Here is a 26,060-nt window from a genome sequence, read left to right as displayed (position 1 = left end):
CTCCGGGGCGCCGGGCGGACGGCGGCTCCGGCGGGACATTCCCGGCGGGCGGGGGCGAGGGCGTTCCGGAAATAATTCGTAATTTTGCCGCCGAGAAAAACCGATTCCGATGGAAGAACTGACGCTTACCACTCCGGCACTGCTGTTTTCGGCCGTGTCGCTGATCCTTCTGGCCTACACCAACCGTTTCCTCTCCTATGCGCAACTGGTGCGCACCCTCAAGGAACAGCACCTGGAACACCCTTCGAACGTGACGCGGGCGCAGATCGACAACCTGCGCCGCCGGCTGCACCTCACGCGCACGATGCAGGCGCTGGGGGTGTCGAGCCTTTTCCTGTGCGTCGTGACGATGTTTCTGATCTATGTGGGTCTGCTCGTGCTTTCGGCCTATGTTTTCGGCGCTGCGCTGCTGTTGCTGATCGGGTCGCTCGGGGTGTCGATCCGGGAGATTCAGATTTCGGTCCGGGCCCTCGAAATCCACCTGAAGGACATGGAACGGTAGGCCGGCCGGAGCGCCGCAAAAAAACGAAGATGCGGCAACCTCGCGTCGCGGCATCTTCCCACCAACTTATGTAACCTAAAACCAACTCGGTGAATCCCCGTTTCCGGGTTTCACGCTGCAAATATACGGGACCGTCGTTTCATCCGGATGACGGTCCCGTTGCGTTTCCGTGTCGTGTGCCGTTTCCGGTGCGGGCTGCCCCCGCCCGCCCGTGCTTTCCTAAAGGAGCGCGGACGGAAAAGCCCTCCTTTCCGTCGCACGGAAAGGAGGGCTCGCGTTGTCGCGGCGGGAAGCCGCGGGATCATTTCTGTCCGGCGACGTCGAGGAAATAACGCTGCGATTTGAGCAGGTTGCGAGCCTGGAGCACCATCGTCTTCGTCTCGTTGAGGATCGTCAGGTAGAGTACGCTGGCACGCGTGCTGCCCGATGGGTCCTCGTGGATGCGGCGCAACTGGTTCTTGATCGCCCCGACGATGGTGTCGAAGAGCCTGTCGCGCATTTCGAGCACCAGATCCAGGTCGGCGAAGTTCTCGGAGGAGAGCATGTCGTTGATCTTGTCGAAGATGGCCTCCACCTCGTCGTTCACGCGCATCAGGTCCACGATCTGCTCCTTCGACAGTCCCTTGTGGTTGTTGTCGATGTGCTCGAAGGCCGGGCGCGTGATGTGGATGAGCGCCTTGGTCACCTCCGAAAGGTAGTCGGTCACCTGCACGTAGAAATGGCCCGTGTTGATGTCGCACTCCTGCAGGCGGCGCAGCGTCGTCACGATGCCGTACTTGCGGTCGCGGGCTTCGGTGAAGAGTTTGTCCGAGGTCTGCACCATCTCCTTGAGCACCTTGCGGTTCTCCTTGAAGACGGCGACCAGCGTGCGGTTGTAGATGCGCGTCACCTCCTGCATCGTCGTGCACACCTCGCCGATGCAGGCGTGCATCACTTCGTCGGGCGTTCCGGCGTCGTCGAGCGGCTGCCGGGCCGCTTCGGCTTCCTTCTCTTCCGGGGTCTTGCGGTGGCTGCGGACGAGCAGCCAGGCGCAGAGGACCGTGAGCGCGGCGACGGCGATCCATCCGCCCCAGAGCAGCAGGGCCGTCGTGGCCAGGGCGATGAGAAAGCCTCCGAGCGCGGTGATGAACCAGCCCGATATGACGGCCATGACGCCCGTGATGCGGTAAACGGCGCTGTCGCGTCCCCACGAACGGTCGGCCAGCGACGAACCCATCGCCACCATGAAGACCACGTAGGTCGTCGAGAGGGGCAGTTTGTAGGAGGTTCCGATCGCGATGAGGATCGATGCGGCGGTGAGGTTCACCACGGCGCGGATCATGTCGTACTGGGCCGTGGTGCGCTCTTCGGCGGGCAGCGGCTCGAAGCGGCGGTCGATGGCCTTCTGAACGCGTGCGGGAATCATGCCCGACCAGAGGTTGTTGAGCAGCAGCGTGGCGCGCACGAGGCTGCGCGACACGTAGGTCGAGCCGAAGCGCTCCGACTCCTCGTGCTGCGAGGCGAGCGAAAGCTCGGTTTCGGCGACGTGGCGCGACTTTTTCGAGAAGAAGAGCGTCAGCACCATGATCAGACCCGAGGCGAGCAGAATGAGGAAGTTCGCGCGGGCGGGATGGGCCAGTCCGTCCATCATGATCGACTCGCTGCCTGCGTCGCGGGCGATTTGCAGGGCGTCGTAGCTGGCCATCGGCACGCCGATGAAGTTCACCAGGTCGTTGCCGGCGAAGGCCAGCGCCAGGGCGAAGGTTCCCGAGAGGATCGTGATCCGCATGATGTTGAACCGCATCCGCTGGAGTATCCACAGGATGAGCGACGCCGCGGCCCAGAAGGCGAAGAGCGTCAGCAGGACGTGCTCGCCGACATACTGCGTGATGTCGGAGGGGATCAGTCCCGAACTCTTGAGACCCTTGAAAAGGGCGAAGTAGAGGATGCCCGAGAGCGATATGCCGCACCAGAACGCGCCCCAGCGGCGGAATGCGGGGTGGTAGCGGAACGAGAAGATGAGCCGCGAGATGTACATGAACAGCGTGCCGGCCGCGAAGGCGAAGACCACGGAGACCAGAATGGCGGCGATGATGACCATGGCCTTGCCCGTGTTGATGAACTGCGAGAGGTCGTGCAGCGAGAAGGAGGGGTCGGCCGCGATGCGGAACAGCGCGGTGGCCACGGCGGCGCCCAGCAGCCCGAATACCATCGACACGGTGGTCGAGGTCGGAAGTCCCAGCGTGTTGTAGAGGTCGAGCAGCAGCACGTTGCCCAGCATCATGCCCAGGAAGAGCATCATGATTTCGGAGAAGGAGAACTGCCCGGGATAGAAGACTCCGCTGCGGGCGACCTCCATCATGCCGCTCGAGGTGAGCGTGCCGATCAGGATGCCGGCGGCGGCGATCCAGAGGATCACGCGGCGCGGGGCGACCTTCGAGCCGATGGCCGAGTTGAGGAAGTTGATGGCGTCGTTGGCGACGCCCACGACGATGCCCAGAATGGCCAGAACGGCCATGATGACGACGATCGCGATGAAGAGAGGGGACATAGGGGAACCGTATTTTTACGTTTGTACGGTGCAAAGTTCCGAAACGGATGTTACAATTCCGTTACGGGGACGTTGCTCTCCTATGAAACTTTGCGCAGGGTGAAGCGGAATTCCAGTCCGCCTTCGTCGCGGTTGCGGACCGAGATCGTGCCGCCGTGGAACGCCACGGCGTTGCGGACGATCGCCAGCCCGAGCCCCGTGCCGCCGAGTTTGCGCGAGCGTCCCTTGTCCACGCGGTAGAAGCGCTCGAACAGGTGCGGGAGGTGCTCTTCGTCCACGCCGATTCCGTTGTCGGCGAAGAGCACCGTGCACTCCTCGGGCGTGTCCTCCGCGAGGCGGATGAAGATGTCGCGCCCGCCCGAGTAGGCGGCGGCGTTGTCCGCGAGGTTGCGGAAGACGGAGGCGAGCAGCGAGGGGTTGCCGAAGACCTCGACCCGCCGCGGGAAATCGACGTGGACGCGGAGCCGCTGGTCGGCCGGGCGCAGCTCCATGTCGGCGGCCGTTTCGGCTATCAGGTCGTTCAGCACGACCGGTTCCTTCCGGATCAGCTGGCTCGCCTCGTCCATGCGCGTCACGGTCGATACGTCGGAGAGCAGGCGGCGCAGCCGTTCGGTCTGCGCGAGGCTCTTCTCGAGGAAGGCCGTGCGGCGTTCGGGCGCGATCCGCGGGGAGGCGAGCAGGGTCTCCAGATACCCTTGGATCGCCGCCACGGGGGTTTTCAGTTCGTGGTTGATGTTGTTCGTGAGCTGTTTCTTGATGCGGATCTTCTCCTGCTCCTCGTGCAGCGCCAGCGCATGTTCCCGGTCGCGGTCGGCGGCCGTGCGCTGGAGGTCGGCGTAGAGTTGCACGATGTGGCGCGAGATGTCGCCCAGCTCGTCGTGCGGGAAACTGGCGGTCTGGTCGATCCGTTCGCCCCGTTCGGCGCGGCGGGCGAAGTCGCTCAGCCGCGTGATGTTCTGCCCCAGCCGCCGGGTGGCGAAGTAGCCCGCCACGCTCATCAGCAGCGTCATGCCCAGCATGAACCACAGATAGGCCGGATCGGCCGAGAGGATTTCGGCGAGCGGCACGGAATAGGGTACGGCCGTGCGGACGATCCAGCGGTCGTCGGCCATGGCGGAGTAGAAGTAGTTGCGGTGCGTGCTCTCCGAGTGGCGGCGGATGGTGTAACCCGTGCCGTCGCGCAGGGCGGCGGCCACTTCGGGGCGGCCGAGGTGGTTCTCGTCCGGCAGCGTGTCGAGCGAGTTGTCGAACAATACGCGTCCCGAGCGGTCGATGAGCGTGATGCGGAGGTCGTCGAACGGCCCCCCGCAGCGGGCCGCGATCCGTTCGGGGGCCTCTCCGGCGGCGTAGGCGTCGAGCACCCGCAGATTGACGAGTTGCAGGCGGTCGTCGAGCCGTTCGACCTTGAACCGTTTTTCGCGGCCGTACTGGAACAGCACGAAACTCCCCACGAGCGTCCAGAGGAAGAGGAGCAGCCCGAGGAAGAGGCGGCGGTGGTAGGAGAGCCTAACCCTTGAACCCGTAGCCATAGCCCTGACGGGTTACGATGTATTCGCCGTAAGGTCCTATCTTGCGGCGCAGGCGCGTGATATTGACGTCGATGGTGCGGTCCAGCACGACCACCTCGTCGCTCCAGATGCGGTGCAGGATCTCCTCGCGCGAGAAGATCGTGCCCCGGTGGGCGATGAGCAGCGCCAGGATCTCGAACTCCTTCTTGGTGAGCGGGATCTCCTCGCCGCCGAGCGTGCAGACCTTGCGCCGGAGGTCCATCTCCAGCTCTTCGAACCCGATGCGGTCTTCGGCCGGCTGCGCCGCGGTGGTGCGTCGCAGCACGCTGCGCACGCGGGCCAGCACCTCGCGCACGGAGAAGGGTTTGGCTATGTAGTCGTCGGCCCCGAGGTTGAGCCCCGCCACGGTGTCGTCTTCGTTGTCCCGGGCCGTGCAGAAGATCACCGGGATATTCGCCGTCTCGGGGTTCGTCTTGAGCATCTGCGCCATCCGGAATCCGCTGATTTCGCCCATCATCACGTCGAGCAGGATGAGCGAATAGCGTTCGGGGTGCATCCCGAGGGCCTGTTCGGCGCTGTACGCCACATCCACTTCGTAACCCTCGACCTCGAGATTGAATTGCAGGATTTCGCACAGCGACTCTTCGTCGTCCACCACCAGAATCTTGTGTTTTGCCATAGCTGTCGGAGTTTGCGGATCGGATTTCGCCCCAAAATTACGCAACATTCGCCGATGTTGCATGCCGTGCGCCGATTTTTAACGGAAATGTAACCCGCACCCGGCGTCATTTCCCGAGCACCTGCATTTGCTGCCGGACGGACTCCTCGTGGATGGCCTGCATCACCGTGCGCATGAATTCGCGGTCCATGCCCATCTCGACGGCCTGTGCGGCGCGGCGTGCGAGCAGCTCCTCGTAGCGCTGCGCCTGCAGGATGGGCATGTCGTGCTCTTTCTTGTACTGCCCGATTTCGTGCGAGACGCGCATCCGCCGCGCCAGCAGTTCGAGCAGCTCGTCGTCGAGCTTGTCGATCTGCGCCCGCAGTTCGTTGAGGTTCTCGGTCGTGGAGGTCTGTTCGCGGATCGTCAGGTTGCGGACGATGTAGGCCAGCGCTTCGGGCGTCACCTGCTGCGCCTTGTCGCTCCAGGCGCAGTCGGGCGAGCAGTGCGCCTCGACGATCAGGCCGCCGAAGCCGAGGTCCATGGCCTGCTGCGAAAGGGGGGCGATCAGTTCGCGCTTGCCGCCGATGTGGCTCGGGTCGCAGAAGATGGGCAGCGACGGCAGACGGCGGTGCAGCTCGATCGGAATGGCCCACATGGGGTGGTTGCGGTAGAGGCTCTTGTCGATCGAGGTGAAGCCGCGGTGGATGGCTCCGATGCGGCGGATGCCGGCGTTGCGGATGCGTTCGATGGCGCCGATCCACAGCTCGAGGTCGGGGCTGACGGGGTTTTTCACCAGTACGGGGATGTCCTGTCCCCGGAGCGCGTCGGCGATCTCCTGCATGGCGAAGGGGTTGGCGGCCGTGCGGGCGCCGATCCACAGCAGGTCGATGCCGCCCGCCAGCGCCGCGGCGACGTGCTCGCGCGTGGCGACCTCCGTTGAGACGTACATGCCCGTTTCGCGCCTGACGCGTTGCAGCCACGGGATGCCCGCCGCGCCGACGCCCTCGAATCCGCCCGGCTTGGTGCGGGGTTTCCACAGCCCCGCGCGGTAGATGCGGAAGCCTTCGGCGGCCAGCAGGCGGGCCGTTTCGATCACCTGTTCTTCGGTTTCGGCGCTGCAGGGGCCTGCGATGACCAGCGGCCGCCGGGGATCCACTCCGGGGAGTGCGATGGGTTGAATGTCGTTCATGGTCTGAAGTATGTTTTTCGTTTTGTCGTTTCGTGATTCAGAGGGCCGGATCCGTGCATTCGGCGTATTCGCCCAGGATGCGGAAGCCGCTCGTGAGCGGGCGGACCGCGCCGACGGCCTGGCGGAAGCGCCGGCGACGGCCGAAGGTGACGTCCGCGTAGAAGCGGTACTCCCATTCGCGGCCGACGATCGGCAGCGACTGGATTTTCGTCAGGTTGATGTCGTAGAACGAGAGTACGGTGAGTACCTTCGACAGACTGCCCTGCGTGTGGGGAAGGGTGAAGAGCAGCGATGCCTTGTCGATGCGTTCCGGTTCGGAAAAGGCTTCGGCGCGGCTTTCGTCGGCGAGCAGCAGGAAGCGGGTGAAGTTGTGTTTCGTGGTCTCGATCTCCCGTTCGAGTATCTCCAGTCCGTACAGTTCGGCTGCGTCGGCGCCGCAGATGGCCGCCGTGCCGCACAGGCGGCCTTCGGCGATTTCGCGGGCGCTGCCCGCCGTGTCGTCCCGCTCGACGACCTTCAGCGCCGGATGGGCTTTCAGGAAGTCGCCGCACTGCATCAGGGCGATCGGATGCGAGCGCACCTCACTCACGGCGTCGAGTCCCTGTCCGGGCAGCGCCGCAGCGACGTGCGAAATGCGGAGTTTCTGCTCGCCGACGATCCGCGCGCGGCTTTGCCGCAGCAGTTCGTGGTTGGGAAGCAGGCTGCCCGCGATGGTGTTCTCGATGGCGGCGATGCCCAGCAGCGCGGGGTCGCCGGCCATCCGGGCGAACAGTTCGCCGAAACTCCGGCAGGGGACGACCTCTATCGCCTCGTCCCGGAAATAACGGCGCGCCGCCGTTTCGTGGAAACATCCTGCGATGCCCTGTATCGCTACTCGTTTCATGTCGGGTGTGTAAAAATCGGAAAATCCCGCTCTTTCGGGAGCGGGATTTTCGTGTCTCATTCGTCTTATGCTTTTCGCCTCGTCGGATCAAACGCATACGGTCCCGCTTTTTCTCTTGCGATAAAAGAAAAAGTAATGGAAATAATATGCAAAGCCGTATGAACGCATCGTCCGGATCGTTTTATCGAAGGACAAATGTAGCGAATTATTCCGGGAATCCAAATTTTCGGCGTGTTTTTCCGTTCCGGCGGGCCGAGATCCGCTGCCGGAAGCGTTTGCGCAATGCGCGGCGACGGCCGAACACGAGCCGGAAGAAAGTGCCCCGCAGGAGGGTGTCGTCCCCGTTCCAGCCGCGCGCCTCGGCGTAACGGTCCAGGATGAAGAGGAACGCCGCGGCCGGGCAGGCCAGGCGTCGCAGGTTTATCATGCACCGGCGCGGACGCAATGCCCGCGCCGAGAAGCGCATCCGGTTGATGTCGATGAGCTGGAACCGGAACCGGTCCGTGGCGGGGTCGCGCTGCCAGAGGATGTTGCCGTGATTGAAATCCTCGTGTTCGATTCCTTTCGCGTGCAGCTCGGCTGCGAAGCGGGCGAAGGCCTCCAGCACGGGAAGCGTGTCGGGAGCCGGGAACCGGGTCGTGGCCTGCGAGAGCGGGGCGTAGTCGGAACGGCGGCAGACGTAGTAGCTGTCGCACAGCAGGCCGTGGCGGCGGTATTCGCTCCAGGCGACCGGTTCCGGGGAGTCGATGCCCAGGGCGCGCAGCCGCTCGGCGTGTTCGTAGGAGCGGCGCGCCTTGCTGCGGCGGAAGAAGGTGTAGATCACGGCCCGCAGCGGGTCGGGGCGCTGAAATCGCTTGACGGCCAGCTTGTTCCCGTCTGCTTCGAATGCCTTGATCGTGTTGCGTCCTTCATGGAGCGTCTCTCCGCTTCGGTCGAAGGATCCGGGAAGCCCTTCCGCGAATGCCCGCAGGGCCTCCGAAGCGGGATTGAGGTGAATGCGCATGGTTCGGGTTCGTTTCCGGCAAAGGTATCCCTTTCGCGCCGTTCGCGTAAGACTTTTTCGGGCGCAATGTTGGCGGATTGGACGGAAAACGACCTCCTCTCCCAATATATATATAAGGTCATCCCGGCTGCGGACGGCCGCGGCCGGGATGGCTCTGTCGGGAAGTGCCTCCGGACGCTTCCGGTCCGCGGAGCCGGGAGCCTCCTTCCGGCGAATGCTTTTCGGTGAAGCCGCCGGGACCGCCGGGAATCACTCCCCGTCCGGTTCCGTGTCCGGCTCCTCGCCGGTCGCGCCGGTGATCTCGTCGGGAATCGAGGCGCAGCGTTCGTAGATCGAGATGTCCGACGGATCGTCCTGTGCCGTCCAGGTCATTGTGTCGGCGTCGAGGTCCGACACGATGTACCGGTGCTCCCAGTCGCCCGTGCCGTAGTCGTATTGTCCTATGATGATCGCCCCCAGCTCGACGTCGGTCGCGATGTCGTAGCGTCCCGTCAGTTTGCGCGTGCCGAAACTGTCGAGATTCTGGTACATGGTGAAGAGTTTGTCCTTGCGCGTGAATTCGATGTAAACGAAACTGCCTTCGGCCAGCGGCGCGCCGTTCCATTCGGCGAGCTGCCACGTTCCCGCGATGTTGTGCGGGGTCACCTCCAGCCCGGGGTCTTCGTAACTTTTGTCGTCGTCGCAGGCGCAGAGGCAGAGGACGGCCAGCGAGAGAACGGTGGATTTCAGAAAGTTTTTCATGGTATTCTTTTTTGTTTTTCTGTCTGTTTCATGTATTCGGTCTCCGGCCGCGGCCTTTCGCCGAAGAGGATGCGCACCGTGCTTTGCACGGGCGGAAGCCCCAGTCCCCGCAGGATCACGGGAACCTGTTCGGGCAGGCGTTCCGGAGCCTTCGCGGGATCGAAGCGGAAGATCAGGTCGCAGGTCGCGCCTGGCTCCAGCGTCGCGGCTTCGCACTCGAAGCGCACATAGGGCGGCAGCAGCAGGCTGTCGGCCGAGATGCGCAGCGGTTGCCGCCCGGCGTTGAGACACGCGATCCGTTCGGTCCGGCGCTGCGTTCCGTCCATGCGAACCTCCCGCTGCTTGAGCCGCAGTCCGTTCATCGCGTAGGGGTAGTCCGCCGCGGGCAGGGCCGACGAGGGCGTGACATGTCCCGTGAGGTCCAGGATCGCCGTGGGCCGTTGTGCGGAGAGCTGCGTGAAGACGAAAATCCGGCGGTGGAAGTTCCCCGGGTGTCGCCTGGGGTGGTAGGTGACCGTCACCGATCCCTCGCCGCCCCGGAGTACGGGTTGCCGGTCGAAGGACGGAACCGCGCATCCGCAGGTGGTCTCCACGCGGGTGATGACGAGCGGGGCGTCGCCGTCGTTCGTCCAGCGGAACGTGTAGCTCGGCGGCAGGTCGTCCTCGCCGATCCGTCCGGTGTCGATGTGCGTTTCGAGGAAACGCATCGCACCGCTCCCCTGCGCTTTCGGGGGATTGGCCACGCTGTCCCGCAGCGCCTGCGGAACGGGCGGAACCTGCGCCCGGAGCGGTGCGGCGGCCGATGCCGCGCACAAGGCTCCGAGGCAAAGTGCCGTGGTTTTCCAGCCGGGTCTCATCCGTCGGAATCCGTCAGAGCCAGCCGTCGCCGCTCGCCGACTTGCGGACGGTGATGTTGAACGTCTGGGTCTCGTTGTTGCTGGCGGTGATCGACGCCTTCGTGACGCCCGATTTCAGTCCGCGGACCGTCAGACGGGAACCGTCCATCGAGGCCGAGGCGACCGACTCGTCGTCGATCTTCACGGTGTAGGAGAGCGTCTCTCCGCCGAGGAAGTAGTTGGCGGGGATGGCCGTCACCTCGCCTTCGAGCGGAATGTAGAGGTTCGGGAAGGTCATCTGCCGGCCGTTCTGTCCGATCGCGTCGAGCAGCCGGGCGGCGTTCACCTGTCCCGCGCCCATCCTGTTCCCGGCATAGTCGGAGAGCAGGAGGTGCGTGGGGTGGGTGAGCCCCATTTCATAGGCGTAGCGGTAGTACAGCTTGGAGCCCTTCATGCGGTCGTCGATCGGGGTCGTCGTTTCGTAGAGCAGCGCCTTGAATTCGTCGGCCGTGAAGTGGCGGCGCAGCTGTGCGGCGTAGGAGAGGCCCAGCGCCGCGACGCCCGAGACGTGCGGGCAGGCCATCGAGGTGCCCTCCATGTAGCCGTATCCCGTTTCGCTGACATTGAACGGCAGCGTCGAGAGCACACAGCCCGTTTCGCCGCGCGTGGCGTTGTCGCCTTCCGTCCAATAGTCCCAGTAGTAGTCCCGGTCTCCTCCCGGGGCCGCGATCTTCGTGCCCGGCCCGTAGTTGGTGTATGTGGCGGGCGTGAAGTCGGCCGCCGTGGCGGATACCGAAACGCACATTTCGGCCGCACCGGGGAAGCCTGCCGAGTTGGCGTACTCGTTGCCCGAGGCGAAGACGGCGATACCGCCATCGATCGGGCCGTTGGGCGATCCGGCGTTGTGGATGAAGTAGTCCAGCGCCTCCTTCTGGAGCGGATCCATCGTCTCCCATTCCTCCTCGGTCGCGTAGCCCGGCGTGCCCCATTCGTAGCTGTTGGCCGTGCCGGAGACATATCCCCAACTGCACTGGAGGACGACGGCGCCGTTGTCCGCCGCGTATTTGATCGCCTTCACCGAGGTCATCGAGTTGCCGCCCTTGTCGCCCGAGAAGATCTGGCACGACATGATCTTCACGCCCGGCTGCGAGGACGTGCCGCCGGCGATCGAGGAGATGCCTTCGCCGTTGTCGTTCTGGGCCGCTATCACGCCGGCCACGTGCGTGCCGTGGCCCGTGTCGGAGATGTCGTCCCAGGAGATGACGCCCGTGTCGGTCACGAAATTATAGCCGTGGACGTCGCCCGCATAGCCGTTGCCGTCGTTGTCTTCCCGCGAGCCGTCCACCTCGTCCTCGTTCGTCCAGATATTCGCCTGCAGGTCGGGGTGGGTCAGGCAGACGCCTTCGTCGAGCACCGCGACGATGATCGACGGGTCGCCCGTCGAGAGTTTCCACGCCTCCTCGCACTGCACGTCGGCGCCGACGACGGATTTCGTCTCCCCGCAGGCCTCCGTGCCGGTGAACATCGTCCCGCGATTGACCAGGTGCCACTGCTGGGGCAGCAGCGCGTCGTTGAAGCCGTATTCCGCGGCTGCGGCGCGGGTCTGCCGCGTGAGCGCGCTGAGTCGCTCCCTGGTGAGGGGTACGGCCTTCTTTTGGGGGTTGTAGGCGCGTTTGATCGTCCGGTTGGGGTTGGCGTACTGCACCTCGCCCAGTTGCGAGAGCCGCTCGACGACCTCCTCCACGGTATATTCCTTGTCGAACCGCACCACGTACCAGAGATTCAGCCCCGCTTCGCGGGTCCGGGCCTCCGTGCGGGGGTCCACCGGGAAGACGCGCTCGATCTCGTAGCCGCCCACCAGGTCGAGCACCTCGTCCACGGAGAGGATGCCCGAGCGGGTCGCGGGTCCGCCGCTGCGGGTCCGTGCCGCGGTCTGGTCGAGGATGTCGCTGACATAGCTCTTGAATTTCACGAGCACCTCGCCCGAGACGGGCTTCGTCTGCTCCGTCCCGTCGGGCTGCGTTTTGTCGGGCGCAGGGAGTTCGTCGGTCGTACAGGCACCGAGGGCGAGCAGCGCCGCGGTGCAAATGCCGTATATGGATCTTTTCATTTTCCTGTCGTGTTTGTTAGGTGTCGGGGTATTCCGTTACTCCTCCGTTTTGTTCGGATCGAGGTATTTCTTTCCTTCGTAGAACCGATAGTATTCGTCCAGATTGACCGGCTCGTTGGTGAAGCCTGCCAGCTTGCCGTCTTGGTCCTTGCCCTCCTGCGTGAAGACCAGCGTGAAGGGATCCATCCAGTCGAGCGCCGGGTGGTGGAGCAGCCATTCGGGCAACTCGCCCGTGAGCCGGTTCAGGTTGATCGAAAACCTCTTTATGTTCGGCAGCACCTTGGGCGTTCCGACGAGCGCCTGCGGCAGCGAGTCGGCGGCGCTGATGTCCGCCTGCGTGTATTTTTGGGCGTAGTCCTTCATGTCGGGAATGCGTCCCTGCAGGTAGTTCACCGAGAGCGTCAGCGTGTCGAGGTTGTCCCACTCCAGCAGACGGCGCGGGAACTCGCGCGTCTGGTCGGTCTCCTCGAACAGACCGCCGAAATGGGTCGTCGTGGTGTTGGACAGATCGTAGATGACCCCTCTCTGGCAGGTGTTCAGGTAGAGGGCATGCAACTTGGGGAAGTTCTCCTTGGTGAGCACTTCGGGGATTTTCTCGAAGTTATTGACGGAGATGTCCAGCGACTCGAGGTTCTTCAGGTTCTTGAAGTCCGGGTCGAGGTCCACCAGTCCGTAGCCGCTGATGGTCAGACGCCGCAACTGTCCGAGTTTGGTGATGTACTCGCCCGTGGAGAGGTCGAAGGTCGTCCAGTTGGTGTTCGAGAAGAAGACCAGTTCGTCGGCGGCGGTGAGGTACTGCACTTCGAAAGGCAGGCCCTCTTTGGTCCCGAACGTGGAGAATCTGGCGAACTTCACGCGTCCGGCCTTTTCGGGCGTGTATCCGTCCATGCCTTCCTCCCAGAGGACGACGTTGTCCCAGTTGTCCATCTTTTCGTTGGTCTCCCACGACTCCCACATGTTGAGCGAGCGGGCGATGGCCAGCAGGGCCACCGAGTCGCCGGCGCGGGTGTCCTCTTCGATCGGTTCCGCGGCGTTCTGGTTTACGGAGAGTTCGTCCTGACGGGCCAGCGTCACTTCGTCCTTCGGCCTGAACTTCACTACGGCGTTCCGTTCGATGTCGCGCGAATTGATGCCCCAATTGAAGCGGACGGTCACTTCGCGCGGACGGAGGCCCCGGTCGAGTTCCACTTTGTAGTCGCCGGCGGTGAGCCATGCCTGGGCCTCTTCGGGGATTTCGATGTCGAAGTCCACGTTGGTCTTCACCCGCACGTCGAACGAACGGTCGTCGTAGGCCGCGTAGTTCGAGACGTTGATCTCCTTGTCGTCGAGCGTGATGGCGTAATCGTATCCGTCCTGCGAGACGGTGATATCCCGGCGCTCCTCCCAGTCGTTCTGGTTCTGGATGCGCACGATGCCCTGCCGGGGTTCGTTGCGCAGCGCCGAGTCGATGATGATCCGGCACTGGGCCGATCCGCGGCCGTTGGCCGGAGAAATGGTGATCCAGGGATCGTTGGTCGTGGCGATCCAGGCGTCGTCGGCCGTCACCTTGATATTCCGCGTTCCTCCTTCGGCGCCGATTTCGATCGCGTCGCCATCGACCGTAACGCCGATCTTCCTGTCGTCGTCGGAGCAGCCGGCGAGTGCGAAGGCGCAGAGGGATACGGCTATGTAGCTTTTCAGTTTCATGATTCCTTCGTGTTCTTAATGGTTATTCAAGCATCGCGTCGCAATTGACGATATTCTGCGTCTTGTCGTAGATGAGCACGTAGGCTCCGCTCTGCCAGGCGCTGCATACGCCCGACGCATCGAACGTGATGTTGGGGTTGTCGCTGATGTCGAGCGTCCAGATCGCCGTCGAGATCGTGTCGTCGATCTTGCGCAGGTCGTTCGAGCCGATGTAGAAGCCGCGCAGTCCCACATGGTTGTAAAGCCCCGTGGGCCACTCCCGCAGGCAGCGTTCGCCGTCGGCGTCGCGCTGACCGCGGATGCCGAGGATGGTCAGGCCCTTGCAGGTCAGCGGACCGGTGGGGAATTTCGAGAAGGCGTTCTGCGAGATGTCCAGTCCGTAGAGGTTGGGCAACTGGAGGGCGTTGAACTCGTCGGGCAGTTTCGACAGCCGGTTGTAGGTCAGGTCCAGCGAGACGAACTGGTTCGAATACTTGCCCTTGAAGCTGCCTTCGGGGATTTCCGTGATACCGCAGCCCCGGAGGATGATGTAGGCCACCTGCGATTCGCTGTCGGCCAGCCATTTGGGGAACTTCGTGATGCCGGTGTTGCCGGTCAGCGTCAGCGTTTCGACGAAGACGCCGTGAAAAGCCGCGGTCTCCTCTTCGGTGAAGTTCGCTATCTGGTTGTACGATAAGTCGATGTTGGCGATGGCGCTTTTCGCTTCCTTGAAGATGTTGGGGAACTTTCGGAGCTTGTTGTAGCTCGCCGAGAGGTCGGTCATGTCGGCTATGTTGCAGAATATGCCGTTTTCGTCGGTCGGAATCTCTTCGAGCCGGTTGTTGTCGAGAAACAACTGCACGAGCGCCACCTCACTACCCAGCGGATGAAGTACGCGCAGCCGGTTCTGGGTGAGGTCGAGCATGCTCAGTCTCTTCATGTTCCTGAACTCCGCCGGCAGTTCCTCGAGGCTGTTGTTCACCAGGTAAAGCAACTGGATGTACTCCTTCGACGGTCCTTCGGCCAACGCCTTGAGTCCGTCGTGGAGGTCCTGTGCCTGCCACTGCCTGTTGTTCGAGAGATTCGCGGCCACGAGGCGCGGCATCTTGGTTATGGCTATCGGGAACTTCTCCATCTTCGGGCAGTTATAGACTTCGAAGTCCGTGCAGGATTCCAGCCCCTGCATGCCCTCCTTGCCTTCGCCCTCGTAGTCGGGCAGCGATTCGATCGCGCTGTTGGCGATGTAGAGGTATTCGAGTTTCTTCAGGTTGCCGATCTCCGCGGGCAGCGATTTGAGGCCGTTGCAGAGTTTGCCGTGCGAGGTGTCCAGCGGGCGGATGTCGCGCTGGCGGCCCGTCGCCGCTTCGAATATCTCATCCTCGGTGTAGCCCTGATCGTAAAGCTCCGTGGCGCGGATGTGGATGTTGTGTTCGCGCAGCGCGAAGGCGCACGGCCACGACATTTGCTGCGCCGGATGCAGCAGGTGCAGGTATTTCTTGTGATTCTCGAGCCGGTTGCGCGTGCGCTCCGCGATACTTTGGTTCGGGTCCAGCGTCGGGTCCTCGAAACCTTGCGTCACGTCGTTGTGCGTGCCGAGGTACAGCTCCACGAGCTCCGTGAGCTGGCCGATCTCCTTGGGCATGTCGCCGTAGAATCCGAAGCCGCTGAGGTCGATTTTGGCCACGCGTCCGTTGGTGTGGACTTCGACGCCGGGCTGGTAGCTCCACAGGTCCGGATCCTTGTTGAAGTCCCAGTTCGAACCGATGGGGTAGTTCTCTCCCTGATAGGACCATTCCTCGCCGTGCAGCGCTTTCCAGATGGCATAGAGGGCATAGTGATCCTTCATGTACTCGTCTGCTTCGTAGAGCGTTACGGCCACGTCGGCTTCGGTCGTGCGGTTGTCTTCGACGGTGAAGGGCGATTCGACCGGACTGTTGTTCGTCTCGAGCAGGATGCCGTCGCTGTCGTAGGTCAGGTATCTGAGCACGACGTAGTTGCCGGCGGGCAGCGAGAGGAGCGAGTCGCAGGCGCAGGTCGAGGTCTGGTATCCGGGAGGGGTTTCCGCGTTCTCTTCGTCGTCGAAGTGGATCGAGAAGGTGACGGGCAGTTGCTCGAACGTCACCAGGTTGTTGGTCTCGGTGTTCTTCACCGTGACGTCGAACTTCCCGATCTCTTCGAAGATGTACTGGCGCGGAATGTCGCTGCGGGTTCTGGCGGGCGGGTTGAATCCCGACATGTCCTTGGTCAGCGTGAAGCGCACCGAGCCGCGCGGGAGGACGTTCACCGTCAGGTCGTGCGTCGTGAGACCGCCCGACACGACCGTCAGGCGGGTGTCGGCGGCGTTGCCGTTGTAGAGCTCCTCGTCGTTGCTGTCGAAGAGCGTGAAACGGGCGATTTCGTATTCGCCGGTCAGCAGTTTGAGCTTGTCGCTGCGCATCCCGTATTCGGCGCTCTCCTTGTCGGCCGCCGAAAGGGTGAGGGTCTGGATGATGGTCTGCTCGCCGCAGGTGAGGGTCACCTGCACCTTGCTGGCTTCGGCGAGGTAGTCGAGCTGCGGTTTGACGGCCCGGGTCCCGGCCGTCCGGAACGCGTCCGCCTGCGGCTCGTCCGTTCGGGAAGAGTCGTAGGACGCCTCCTTGTATAATCTGAACTGTACGTACCCGTAATCCCGGTCCCGGTTGTCGATCCCGTCATCGTCGGAGCATCCGGCGAGAAATCCCATCGCCAGCCCGGCGGTCAGCATTACGGCGGATTTGAATAGTTTCATGTAAACGTTGTTTTCGGTAATTGGTTTGCCCGCGGCGGGCCCCGCATGCCGCGGGGCTGCCGGACGGGTTCGGTGGTTGTCTGTTAGAATGCGGGATTGCAGTAGATGATACATGCGGTTTCGCCCGAGGCGTCCATGAAATTGACCATGCCCGTTGCGGGGTCTTCGGCTCCGGGACGGCTCATCGTAATGTCGATTCCCGTGTCGCCCGTCGGCTCGGCGCTCAGCCAGGCGATGCCCCACGGCATGCACATCACGTTCGAGTAGGCCGATACGGTCAGTTCCGTGTTCTTCGGGGCGGCCGAGGTGTAGGTCAGGGCGTAGATCGTCTGTCCCATGCCGAGGGCCTCCGCGAAAGTGCTCGTCCAGGACTCCGCCGTTCCGTCTTTCTCGGCGAATTCGCCGGCGATCCGGTTCATGTTCTCCTCGGTGATCCGTTCCAGCGTGGCGCCCTCCGTCAGATCGGGATTCGTGAAGGCCGCTTCGAAACCGCCGCTCTGGCCGCCGTTGTCGGGATCGACTTCGCAGCAGATGGCCGCATAGGGCGTCTGGTTCGTGTCGTAGAAGACGAGGAAGCAGCTTTTGGCGCTCTCCGCCGAGCCCATCGAGATTCGGAAGGCGGGAGCCGTCATGGGTTCGCCGTCACCGCCGGAAACGGCCTCGATGGCCTCGACGGATGCCCACGGGTCGTCCATCGGATGTCCGATGCCCTCGCTGGTGAAGGCCCTGACGCACTTCGGAAGGTTCTCCTTCGTGAAGCACGACTCGTAAGACGGATCGTAGTTCAGTTCGACATTCGACCACTCGGTCGTGTAGGTCATGCGGTAGAGGTACCGGATCGTACCGTCCGGATCAATGGCGTCCATGGCCGTCTGATCCTCCGGGTTCGAATATTCCATTGTCCGGAACGCATCGCCGTTCTTGGCCGCCGATGCCAGGTCGCGTGCCGAGAAGACGCCGCTCGGGGCGTCCTGGTTCACCGTCGCCGTGATGTAATCCCGGTATTCGGCCTTCAGGTCCGCCGCGCCGAACGAACCCTCCTCGAACAGGTCGTCCACGGACGAGACGCCGTGCGCGATGTCGGCCGGGAGAATGAGAATTTCGGCCGTTCGCGCACCGGACCGCAGGCCGCTGTCCGGGTTGCTTCCGGCCTTCAGGGTGTACTCGGTCTCCACCAGCACGTTCTCGCCCGATATGACGTTACCGTCGAGCGTCAGCCAGTCGCAGGCGCCGTACATGTACATGCCGCTGCCCGGAGCGAGTTCGGACTTCTCCACGACGTAGACCTTGCTGCCGTTGCGGGTGCCGTCCTCGAACGGGATTTCGGGAGCCACGACGTCGAACTCGGGACCCATGTAGGTCCAGGTCGTCGTGCCGGAGGCCGGATTGCCGTACTCGCCGGCGGCGTTGAAGGTATAGACCGTGCCCTTGTCGATGCCGACCGAACCCTTGTCGCGGCAGCCCGGAATCGACATTTTGTAGGTGTATTTCTCTGCCGTGTTATTGTAGTCGCAGAATACGAGCTCCCCCTCTTCGTCGTCGAGCGGATAGGCCGTCGGATCGCCCGTGAGCAGGATATCCACCGTCTCGCCGGCCTTGCCTTCCGAGGGCGACAGCTCCGATACCCACGCGGGCTTCGAGTCGAGGCGCCACTGGAAATTGGCCGCGATCCTGACGGGATAGCGCAGGCCGCTCTGTCCCTCGGCCGGCCATTTGAGGTCGATGACGGCCGTCGCGGCGTCGGCCGCCGTCTCCTCGTAGGCGAACTTGCCGTCGCTGTCGGGCGTGAAGTCGCCGCTTTCGTTCTTCTTGCCCAGGTAGAGGTCGAACGTGCGCTCCACCTTGCCGCGGGTCACCGTGGCGATCACCTGGGTTTGGCCGCCCATCGTCATCGAGACGTCGATGCTGCGGTCCGTGTCGTTCTCCTCCTTGTCGGAGACGCGGATGACGACTTCGTGTTTGCCGGCCTTGCCGCGCACGGTGTAGGCGGTCATGCCGTCGTCGTCGATCCAGAACCATTCGCCGGCCTCGTTCTGGTCTATGCTTACCGACCAGTCCTGATTCGGCTCTATGGGAATCGAACAAGTCCCTCCGACTTCGATGCCGAGAGCGGTCTTTTCCGGAAAGTTCGGAGCCGGAACCTTTTCCCCCGTTTCCTCGTCGGAACACGAACTCGACGCAAGCCCCGCACCTGCTAAGGCCACCGTAAGGAGATTGAGTAAATACCGTTTCATAGTCGTTTGTTTTTTACTTGTTTGTCAGGTCGGTTATTCGTATTTTTTCATGCCCTCCTCCCTCTCGAGGCGGTCGGCTTCCTCGTCGCTGATCCACTCCATGATATTGTAGTAGGAACCCACCGTGCCGACCATCGTGCCCATGTTCTTGACATAGACCTGCGTCCAGAGCTTGACGTTCCCCGCGCACGCGTCGTAGAAGGAGTAGTAGTTGGCGTTGTCGGTGACCAGTATCTTGTTGTCGCCGTTGATCTTGCCGAACACGGACATCTCGTCGCTCATCACCTGGTCCTCGGGCATCGTCGTCAGCGGTTTGGCCGGATCGCTCGTGTCGAACCGTATTCGGACGTCGTATCCCGAGAAGAGCCAGTTGTGCATGATGACCGTGTTCGGGTCGTTCGGATCCCGCTCCGTGCGGATCAGGCGCTGGATGCTGGTGTTCTCCACGCCGGGATAGTCCTGCAGGAAGGTCGAGGTCACGACGCACCAGCCGGTGAAGTCTTCGACATGGAACGTGCATCCTTTCAGCATCCGGACGCGGGTCCGGTCCTTGTAGAGGTCCCATTCGAGCTGTTCGGGCATGACCAGCCGGAGCGAGAACTGCAACGTGTCCGAAGGTTCGATGCGGTCGTAATAGCCGTGCACCTGCACGTCGGCGGTCCGTTTGCCGGCCGGAATGGTCACCGTGTTGGAAGCCAGCCGGTAGTGCACGCCTTCGATGGCCGTGCTGCCCTGATCTACGATCTCGACGCCGAACGTGCGGTCGTAGTCGCATGCCGTGGTCGAGGCGACGGGAACCGTGAAATAGTCCTGGTTCTCCAGCACCATGTTGAGCGATACGGAGTCGGAGAACATGACGTATTCCGCATCGGAATAGGTCGTGTATTCCTCCTGGCAACCCGTCGCGAGGAAGGCGCAAAGTCCCGTCGCTAAAATGAACGTTATGATTCGTTTCATGGTTTGTCTGCTATGAGGTTACTATTTGTTGCTTTCGTTGGGGGTGATCTCCGAACCCGGAGCCTCCAGTTCGTGCTGGGGAATCGGCCATACGAAGAGCGGGTCGCCGGCTTCGATCTTCAGGTCGTTGCCCTCGTCCTGGGTGCAGGACTGCGGCGTGCGCTCGAAGCCCAGCCCCCAGCGCTTGAGATCCTGCAGGCGGAAGCCTTCCATGTAGAGTTCGCGGACGCGCTCCTCGGAGAAGGTCTTCACGTCGGTGGCCCAGTCGCCCGTGAGGGAAATCGTGCCGCCGGATGCGAAACGGGTCTTGCGCAGCGCCTCCAGATCCTTCTGGGCCCGCGCCGGGTCGGGCGAAGCCTTCCGGCAGTAGGCTTCGGCGCGGATTAAGTATTGCTCGGCCAGGCGCAGCGGCTTGGGCATGGAAACCTGGAAGATGCGCTGCGGGATGAAGATCGCGCGGTTGCCGTAGTACTTCACCAGCAGCGGCCAGTCCAGTCCGTTGGCATAGCCGATCGTGATGCCGGATTCCGAATCCGCGAAGTAGCTGGCCGAACGCAGGTCGCTCTCCTCGTAGGCGTCGAGCACCCACTGCGCCGGCACGTAGTCGGGATAGAAGTAGGTGTAGTCGCGGTTGAAGTTGAGAAACACGGTTCCCAGCGCGCCGCCGTAGGAGGTGCTGGTGAAGCCGATGCGCCAGATCACCTCCGGTCCTTCGTCGTAAGCCCACATGTAGTCGAACGTGCTGGCCCCGTCGGCCGCGGTCTCCTGGAACGAGGCGAGGTGGAACGTGTCTTTCTTGTCGTCGAGCAGGATGCTCGAGTACTCGATGGCGGCGTCCCAGTCCTGCATGTAGAGGGCCACGCGGGCACGGATGGCCTGCACGGCGGCTTCGGACATGTAGTAGTTGTTGGGCGTGTCCTCCGCGTCGTCGAGCAGCTCGTCGGCGCGCGTCAGGTCGTCGAGCACGAACTTGTAGGAATCGTAGAGGGAGGCGCGGCGTACGGGCTCCTTCTCGAAATACTTCGTGCGGAGCACGACGCCCTGCTGCTGTTCGGCCGTGGCGGGATCGTACGCCTCGCAGAAGCATTTGAGCAGCTCCGAATAGCAGAGCGCGCGGATGGCGTAAACCTCGCCCGTGTACTGGTCGAGCGTTTCGAGGTTGGCGTCGCTGGTCTCGCGGGCCATCACCGCATCGATCCGGTCGAGGTAGAAGTTGCAGGCGCCGATCACGGCGTAGAGCTGGGCGTAAACGTCCTGAATGAGCAGGTCCGTGGGACGGATCTTCCAGAGCCAGAAATCGCCGTAGGTGTTCGAGTTGCCTTCGACGGCATAGGCCAGGTCGCACTGGATGTCGGGCAGCAGCGTGAGGTAGCCGCTGTAGAGAGCGCTGTTCATCAGGTGTCCGTAGATGCCGATCAGGTGCTGTTCGGCGTCGGCGAACGTCTGCATGGCATCTTTTTCGGGAATGGCGCTGTCGGGGTATTTGTCCAGACACGAGGTCGCGCCGACGAGCGCCGTCAGGGCGACGAGGCCGAGTTTTATGTGTCGTAATAACATATTGCGTGGATTTTCTTTAGAAGGTTAAGTCGAGACCGAAGGTGAACTGGCGCGTCATCGGGTACTCCGCCGCGTAAGTGTTTCCGTTGCCCTCGGGGTCGAGCCCGGAGAAGTTGGTGAAGGTCAGCAGGTTCTGCGCCTGTGCATAGATTCTGACTCCGCTGATGAAACGCGTCTTGCGCAACAGCTCCCGGGGGAAGGTGTAGCTGAGCATGAGGTTTTTCAGACGCAGGAACGAGGCGTCTTCGAGCAGCCGCGTGTCGAATTCGGTGTAAACGCCGTGGCGCGGAATGTCGGTGACGTCGCCCGGCTGTTTCCAGCGGTGGAGCAGCCGTTTCGACTGGTTGTAGGAGGCGAAGCGGCCGTTCGACTCGTCGAAGTAGCGGTCGTTGTTCATCACCCAGCGGTCGGCGATCCAGGAGAACTGGGCCGAGAGCGCGATGCCCTTCCAGCTCAGGTTCGTGCCGAAGCCGCCCTGCCAGGGTGCGATGAAACTCTTGCCGATCATCACCTTGTCCTCGTCGCGGAGCTCGTTCGTCAGCTTGCCGTCCTTCGTGTACCAGAGGGCGTCGCCGTTGGCGGGGTTCACGCCGGCGTAGCGGTTCATGTAGAACTCGCCGATGCTGTGGCCGACGACGTACTTCAGGTCGGACGAGGCGATCTCGTATTCGCGGACGCCGTTGTAAAGTTCGGTGATTTCGTTGTGGTTGTAGGAGACGTTCGCATTGAGCGACCAGGCGAAGTCGCGGGTCGAAATGACCGTGCCCGTCAGGTTCAGCTCGACGCCGCGGTTCACCATCGCGCCGATGTTGTCCCAGCGGAATCCGAAGCCGCCGTTCGTGTACGACTGCGGGACGGACATGAGCATGTCGCTCGTCTTCTTGTGGTAGAACTCCAGATCGGCGGTGAGGCGGTTCCAGAATCCGAAGTGCAGGCCGAGGTTCGTGGTCCACGTGGTTTCCCAGCTCAGCTCCTCGTTGCCCTGCGTGTAGGGGGCTATGCCGGCGGTCCCCACGTATTCCAGACCGCCCTTGACCAGCGCGAGGTGCTCGTAGTTGGGGATCGAGGAGTTGCCCGACGTACCGGTCGAAATCGTGATCTGGGCGTTGGTCAGCCATTCGCGGGCGTTCTCCAGGAAACGCTCGTTGCGCATGTTCCACATGAAGCCCGCCGACCAGAATACGCCCCAGCGGTTCGAGGCTCCGAAGCGCGACGAGGCGTCGGCGCGGAGCGAGAAGTCGGCGTAGTAGCGGTCCGCGAAGTTGTATTCGCCGCGGCCGAAGAAGGAGAGGAAGCCGTAGTCGTCGTCCGGCTCGTCCTCCCACGTCGTGGCGCGGGTTCCGGTCGTGATGCTGGTCAGCTTGTCGTTGTTCTGTCCCTGCGTGGTCACGCCGAACGATTCGTAGTGGTAGTCGATGCCTTCCTGTCCGACGAGGAAGTTGAACGAATGGTCCTCATGGACGCGGAAGCGGTAGTTCACCGTATTGGTGACCGAGAGCGTCAGGCCGTCGGAGGTGTTCCGGGCGGCGGTTCCGATGCCCAGGTTGGGATAGTATTCGGGGTAGGAGATTCCGAAGCCCGTGGAGTGGGAGTAGTCCGCGCTGAACTGCGATTTGATCGTCAGTCCTTCGATTGGCGTGGCCTCGGCGAAGAGCGAGGAGATGACCTTGTACTTCTTGTAGTGCACGGGGTTGTTCTCGATCCACTCCAGCGGGTTCTGGCCTTCGCCTTTCCAACTGCCGTCCTCCATCGAGGCGATCGAACCGTCCGGACGGCGGGGATTCCAGTAGGGCATCATGAAGCGGGCGGCCGAAATCGGCGTCACGACCGTGTATTCGCCCGACTGCGCCAGTTCGATCTGCTGGTAGTTGAGCAGGGTGTTGGTCCCCACCTTGAGCCACTTGGCGGCGCGCTGTTCGATGTTGGCGCGGAGCGAATAGCGGCTGAAGTCCGAACCGGGGGCGATGCCTTCCTGGTCGTAGTAGCCTCCCGAAACGTAGTAGTTCGTCTTTTCGGTGGCTCCCGAGACCGAGAGTTCGTAGTTCTGGAGCAGGGCGTTGTCGCTGAAAACCTCGTCGAGCCAGTTCACGTCGGTCTGGCTCAGCAGGGAGTAGTTCTTGCCTTCGGTCAGCCCGATCTCCTTTTCGTACTGGATGCGCTCGGCGGTGTTCATCAGGTCCCAGTTGCCGTGGGCGAGCTGCGAGATGCCGAGCTGCATGCGGTAGTTGATGACCGGACGGTCGGCCATGCGCCCGCGTTTGGTCGTGATGACCACCACGCCGTTGGCGGCGCGTGCGCCGTAGATCGAGGTCGAGGAGGCGTCCTTGAGGACGGAGAGGCTTTCGATGTCGGCCGGATTGATCGCATTGAAATCCGACGCCGAGATCACGATGCCGTCGAGGACGAAGAGCGGGTCCGTGCCGGCGTTGATCGAGTTCGTGCCGCGGATGGTCAGCTCCGCCGACTTGCTCGGCTCGCCCGAGCTGGAGAGTACCGTGAGGCCCGGAACCTGCCCTTGCAGCGCCTGGTCGAAGGCGGCCGTGGGCGTGGTCTCGATCTTTTCCGCCTTTACGGTCGAGACCGATCCGGCGATGGTTCCCTTTTTACGCACGCCGTAGGCGATGACCACCACGTCCTCGAGCGCCTGCGTATCGCTCTGCATTTCGAGGTTGCAGGTCACCTGCGTCCGTCCGTCGGGGACCGTGTACTCCACGGCCTTGTAACCGATGTACTGGAAGGTCAGCGTGGTCCCGGGTGCGACCTGAATGGAATAGCTTCCGTCCGCGAGGGTCGAGACGCCGCTCGCCGAGCCGGAAATCACGTTTACCCCGATCAGGGGTTGCTTGTCTTCTGCGGAGGTTACGACACCGCTAACGGTGACCAGATTCCCCCCCCCTTAGACGGGGCCGCGACAGACAGCGCGCACATGGAGAGTGCGAGAAGAGTGAGTAGAATAGTTTTTTGCATAAGGAAACTGACTTTCTTACGCCGCAAACGTACGAAATTAATTTTTACGAACAAAATGTTTTTTAATATCGGATTGTAAGTAAAATCATTGAAAAACCGTCTTTTTGATAGTGCGGTGCGGGCAGACGCCGAGGGTATTCTTCTGAAAATAATCTGAAAATAAGGTGTGTTATATCCTGTTTCGGATCGACATGCAATTTTAATGAATTGTCTGCCGTGCGTTTTATCGGATTCTGCCGGAAGCAGTGTCTCGTTTTTATTTATTTGTAAAATAAATACGGTAATCGCGGTTTGTTTTTATGTAAATTTAAATTTTGTACAGGCGTATTTGTGAAATGGCGGGGCGGTATATTCGTAAAATTATTTAATAATCTGAATTTACTGTAAAAGTGCCCGAAACCCTGTTTTTTTGTCGCGCCGGAGGCGTTTTTCGGGCCGGATCGCTCGTGATTCGATAAATCGTAATTAAAAACGGCTTATCGGCTAATATTTTGTATTATATTGTATAGTAGTTATTTAGTGATATTATATGCTTCTTGATCCGGTCTGTATCGAGTTTTTTCGGGGCGTTTTCGGCCGTTTGTAGGTAAAATGGAGTCTGATCGTAAGCAAAATGCGCGTCTTTTATTTTATCATGTTATTTGCGGCTTTGCGACGTGCATTTCCGGACTTTTCCGTTGCCGGAAGCGATACTCCGGATGCCGGAAATCGTAACCTGCCGGCGGCCTCTCCTCATTCCGTTCCCGAGGACAGGCAAGACTGCATACAAAAAAGAGGGAGGGAAGAAATCCTCTTCCCTCCCTCTTGTCGCCGAGCTGTCTATGAGACTTGAACTCACGACCTCTTCCTTACCAAGGAAGTGCTCTACCACTGAGCTAAGACAGCCTTTTGCTCTTTCGAGTGGTGCAAAAGTACGCAAGAAAAATGAAAAGACCAAAAAAATGTGCGATTTTCCCGATTATTTTCTATCTTTACTGACGAATTACAACCAAAAACAGATGAAACGTATTCTGATAGTAGGCGCCGGAGGCCAGATCGGTTCCGAGCTGACAGTTTATCTGCGCAAAATCTACGGCGGGCACAATGTGGTGGCCACCGACATGCGCGAGTGCAAGTCCCTGGGCGAGGACGGTCCCTTCGAGGTGCTGAATGCCCTCGATGCCACGGCGATGGCGTCGGTGGTGGCCCGTCACCGGATCGACACGATCTTCAACCTCGTGGCGCTGCTTTCGGCCGTGGGAGAGCGGAATCCCCAAATGGCCTGGAACGTCAATATGGGTGCGCTGAACAACTCGCTCGAGGTGGCGCGGCAGCACCACTGCGCGCTCTTCACCCCCTCGTCGATCGGCGCTTTCGGCCCCTCGTCGCCCAAGGACAAGACCCCGCAGGATACGATCATGCAGCCGACGACGATCTACGGGGTCTGCAAGGTCACGGGCGAGCTGCTGGGCAACTATTACCACCACAAGTACGGGGTCGATACCCGTTCGGTCCGCTTCCCGGGCATCATTTCGAACGTCACGCTGCCCGGCGGCGGCACGACCGACTACGCCGTGGAGATCTACTACGAGGCGATCCGCAGCGGCCGTTTCACTTGTCCCGTTCCCGCGGACGTCTATATGGACATGATCTACATGCCCGACGCCCTGCGCGCCTGCGTCGAGCTGATGGAGGCCGATCCCTCGAAACTCGTGCACCGCAACAGCTTCAATATCGCCTCGATGAGCTTTACGCCCGAGATCATCTGCGCCGAGATCCGGAAGCGGATGCCCGCGTTCGAGATGACCTACGACATCGACCCCGTGAAGCGGGAGATCGCCGAGAGCTGGCCCAATTCGCTGGACGACACCTGCGCCCGCGAGGAGTGGGGGTGGAAACCCGAGTGGGACCTTTCGCGCATGACCGACGACATGCTGGCGCATATCCGCGCCAAGCTGGCGAAATAGCCGG

Annotated in this window: 17 protein-coding genes and 1 tRNA gene; 2 read left to right on the top strand and 16 right to left on the bottom strand. The window is 61.9% G+C overall.

The features are described 5' to 3' along the window. Positions 1–109 precede the first annotated feature (109 nt). A complete protein-coding gene (locus KB554_RS04640) occupies positions 110–502 on the top strand; it encodes a DUF2721 domain-containing protein (protein ID WP_141428166.1) in 393 nt (130 codons plus the stop codon). A gap of 301 nt (positions 503–803) precedes the next feature. Here the strand turns inward: KB554_RS04640 and KB554_RS04635 are convergent, their stop codons facing one another. The 16 genes from KB554_RS04635 to KB554_RS04560 all read right to left on the bottom strand — a co-directional run bounded on the left by KB554_RS04635 (position 804) and on the right by KB554_RS04560 (position 24,995). Then, the gene (locus KB554_RS04635; RefSeq protein WP_141428165.1) at positions 804–3,032 is read right to left on the bottom strand and encodes an inorganic phosphate transporter; all 2,229 of its coding nucleotides are present in this window, start codon (positions 3,030–3,032) and stop codon (positions 804–806) included. An 80-nt stretch (positions 3,033–3,112) separates the two neighbouring features. After that, positions 3,113–4,561 (bottom strand): ATP-binding protein, encoded by a 1,449-nt coding sequence (locus KB554_RS04630; RefSeq protein ID WP_141428164.1) that lies wholly within the window; start codon positions 4,559–4,561, stop codon positions 3,113–3,115. Further along, a complete protein-coding gene (locus KB554_RS04625; RefSeq protein WP_211035105.1) occupies positions 4,539–5,219 on the bottom strand; it encodes a response regulator transcription factor in 681 nt (226 codons plus the stop codon). The genes KB554_RS04630 and KB554_RS04625 overlap by 23 nt, the downstream gene beginning before the upstream one ends. Before the next feature lie 106 nt (positions 5,220–5,325). Next, a complete protein-coding gene (locus tag KB554_RS04620; RefSeq protein WP_211035104.1) occupies positions 5,326–6,390 on the bottom strand; it encodes a bifunctional 3-deoxy-7-phosphoheptulonate synthase/chorismate mutase type II in 1,065 nt (354 codons plus the stop codon). Positions 6,391–6,427: 37 nt separating this feature from the next. Continuing rightward, positions 6,428–7,273, bottom strand: a complete 846-nt coding sequence (locus tag KB554_RS04615; RefSeq protein WP_211035103.1) for a prephenate dehydratase — start codon at positions 7,271–7,273, stop codon at positions 6,428–6,430. Between the two features lie 205 nt (positions 7,274–7,478). Beyond that, positions 7,479–8,276 (bottom strand): lipopolysaccharide kinase InaA family protein, encoded by a 798-nt coding sequence (locus KB554_RS04610; RefSeq protein WP_141428160.1) that lies wholly within the window; start codon positions 8,274–8,276, stop codon positions 7,479–7,481. Between the two features lie 249 nt (positions 8,277–8,525). Beyond that, positions 8,526–9,017, bottom strand: a complete 492-nt coding sequence (locus KB554_RS04605; RefSeq protein ID WP_211035102.1) for a lipocalin family protein — start codon at positions 9,015–9,017, stop codon at positions 8,526–8,528. Beyond that, on the bottom strand, positions 9,014–9,874 hold the full coding sequence (locus tag KB554_RS04600) for a DUF1573 domain-containing protein (RefSeq protein ID WP_211035101.1): 861 nt from the start codon (positions 9,872–9,874) through the stop codon (positions 9,014–9,016). Before KB554_RS04600 ends, KB554_RS04605 begins: the two co-directional genes overlap by 4 nt. 13 nt (positions 9,875–9,887) lie before the next feature. Continuing rightward, a complete protein-coding gene (locus KB554_RS04595; protein ID WP_211035100.1) occupies positions 9,888–11,963 on the bottom strand; it encodes a subtilase family N-terminal domain-containing protein in 2,076 nt (691 codons plus the stop codon). 36 nt (positions 11,964–11,999) lie between these two features. After that, complete coding sequence (locus tag KB554_RS04590; protein ID WP_211035099.1) at positions 12,000–13,649, bottom strand: BACON domain-containing carbohydrate-binding protein; 1,650 nt, start codon at positions 13,647–13,649, stop codon at positions 12,000–12,002. Between the two features lie 22 nt (positions 13,650–13,671). Beyond that, complete coding sequence (locus KB554_RS04585; RefSeq protein ID WP_141428155.1) at positions 13,672–16,395, bottom strand: DUF4458 domain-containing protein; 2,724 nt, start codon at positions 16,393–16,395, stop codon at positions 13,672–13,674. A gap of 83 nt (positions 16,396–16,478) precedes the next feature. After that, positions 16,479–18,629, bottom strand: coding sequence for a hypothetical protein (locus tag KB554_RS04580; protein ID WP_211035098.1), 2,151 nt, complete (start codon positions 18,627–18,629; stop codon positions 16,479–16,481). A 33-nt stretch (positions 18,630–18,662) separates the two neighbouring features. Then, positions 18,663–19,586, bottom strand: a complete 924-nt coding sequence (locus KB554_RS04575; protein WP_211035097.1) for a DUF4984 domain-containing protein — start codon at positions 19,584–19,586, stop codon at positions 18,663–18,665. A 21-nt stretch (positions 19,587–19,607) separates the two neighbouring features. Then, positions 19,608–21,143 carry a RagB/SusD family nutrient uptake outer membrane protein gene (locus KB554_RS04570; RefSeq protein WP_211035096.1) on the bottom strand — a complete coding sequence of 512 codons (1,536 nt, stop codon included), beginning with the start codon at positions 21,141–21,143 and terminating at the stop codon, positions 19,608–19,610. A gap of 16 nt (positions 21,144–21,159) precedes the next feature. After that, positions 21,160–23,964 carry a TonB-dependent receptor gene (locus KB554_RS04565; RefSeq protein ID WP_242116290.1) on the bottom strand — a complete coding sequence of 935 codons (2,805 nt, stop codon included), beginning with the start codon at positions 23,962–23,964 and terminating at the stop codon, positions 21,160–21,162. A 959-nt stretch (positions 23,965–24,923) separates the two neighbouring features. Next, positions 24,924–24,995: transfer RNA gene (locus tag KB554_RS04560), tRNA-Thr, on the bottom strand. Between the two features lie 113 nt (positions 24,996–25,108). Here KB554_RS04560 and KB554_RS04555 point away from each other — a divergent pair. After that, a complete protein-coding gene (locus KB554_RS04555; RefSeq protein ID WP_141428151.1) occupies positions 25,109–26,056 on the top strand; it encodes an NAD-dependent epimerase/dehydratase family protein in 948 nt (315 codons plus the stop codon). The last annotated feature ends 4 nt before the right edge of the window (positions 26,057–26,060 follow it).

The sequence above is a fragment of the Alistipes sp. Marseille-P2263 genome (genome assembly GCF_018101075.1).
GTDB lineage: Bacteria > Bacteroidota > Bacteroidia > Bacteroidales > Rikenellaceae > Alistipes > Alistipes dispar.
This window is presented reverse-complemented; position numbering and strand designations above follow the sequence as displayed.

Excerpts from the sequence above, each read along its gene's own strand:
- KB554_RS04595 (WP_211035100.1), bottom strand. The coding sequence starts at position 11,963 with ATGAAAAGATCCATATACGGCATTTGCACCGCGGCGCTGCTCGCCCTC.
- KB554_RS04555 (WP_141428151.1), top strand. The coding sequence starts at position 25,109 with ATGAAACGTATTCTGATAGTAGGCGCCGGAGGCCAGATCGGTTCCGAG.
- KB554_RS04640 (WP_141428166.1), top strand. The coding sequence starts at position 110 with ATGGAAGAACTGACGCTTACCACTCCGGCACTGCTGTTTTCGGCCGTG.
- KB554_RS04585 (WP_141428155.1), bottom strand. The coding sequence starts at position 16,395 with ATGAAACTATTCAAATCCGCCGTAATGCTGACCGCCGGGCTGGCGATG.
- KB554_RS04615 (WP_211035103.1), bottom strand. The coding sequence starts at position 7,273 with ATGAAACGAGTAGCGATACAGGGCATCGCAGGATGTTTCCACGAAACG.
- KB554_RS04625 (WP_211035105.1), bottom strand. The coding sequence starts at position 5,219 with ATGGCAAAACACAAGATTCTGGTGGTGGACGACGAAGAGTCGCTGTGC.
- KB554_RS04570 (WP_211035096.1), bottom strand. The coding sequence starts at position 21,143 with ATGTTATTACGACACATAAAACTCGGCCTCGTCGCCCTGACGGCGCTC.
- KB554_RS04605 (WP_211035102.1), bottom strand. The coding sequence starts at position 9,017 with ATGAAAAACTTTCTGAAATCCACCGTTCTCTCGCTGGCCGTCCTCTGC.
- KB554_RS04575 (WP_211035097.1), bottom strand. The coding sequence starts at position 19,586 with ATGAAACGAATCATAACGTTCATTTTAGCGACGGGACTTTGCGCCTTC.
- KB554_RS04600 (WP_211035101.1), bottom strand. The coding sequence starts at position 9,874 with ATGAGACCCGGCTGGAAAACCACGGCACTTTGCCTCGGAGCCTTGTGC.
- KB554_RS04580 (WP_211035098.1), bottom strand. The coding sequence starts at position 18,629 with ATGAAACGGTATTTACTCAATCTCCTTACGGTGGCCTTAGCAGGTGCG.
- KB554_RS04635 (WP_141428165.1), bottom strand. The coding sequence starts at position 3,032 with ATGTCCCCTCTCTTCATCGCGATCGTCGTCATCATGGCCGTTCTGGCC.
- KB554_RS04590 (WP_211035099.1), bottom strand. The coding sequence starts at position 13,649 with ATGAAACTGAAAAGCTACATAGCCGTATCCCTCTGCGCCTTCGCACTC.
- KB554_RS04630 (WP_141428164.1), bottom strand. The coding sequence starts at position 4,561 with ATGGCTACGGGTTCAAGGGTTAGGCTCTCCTACCACCGCCGCCTCTTC.
- KB554_RS04620 (WP_211035104.1), bottom strand. The coding sequence starts at position 6,390 with ATGAACGACATTCAACCCATCGCACTCCCCGGAGTGGATCCCCGGCGG.
- KB554_RS04610 (WP_141428160.1), bottom strand. The coding sequence starts at position 8,276 with ATGCGCATTCACCTCAATCCCGCTTCGGAGGCCCTGCGGGCATTCGCG.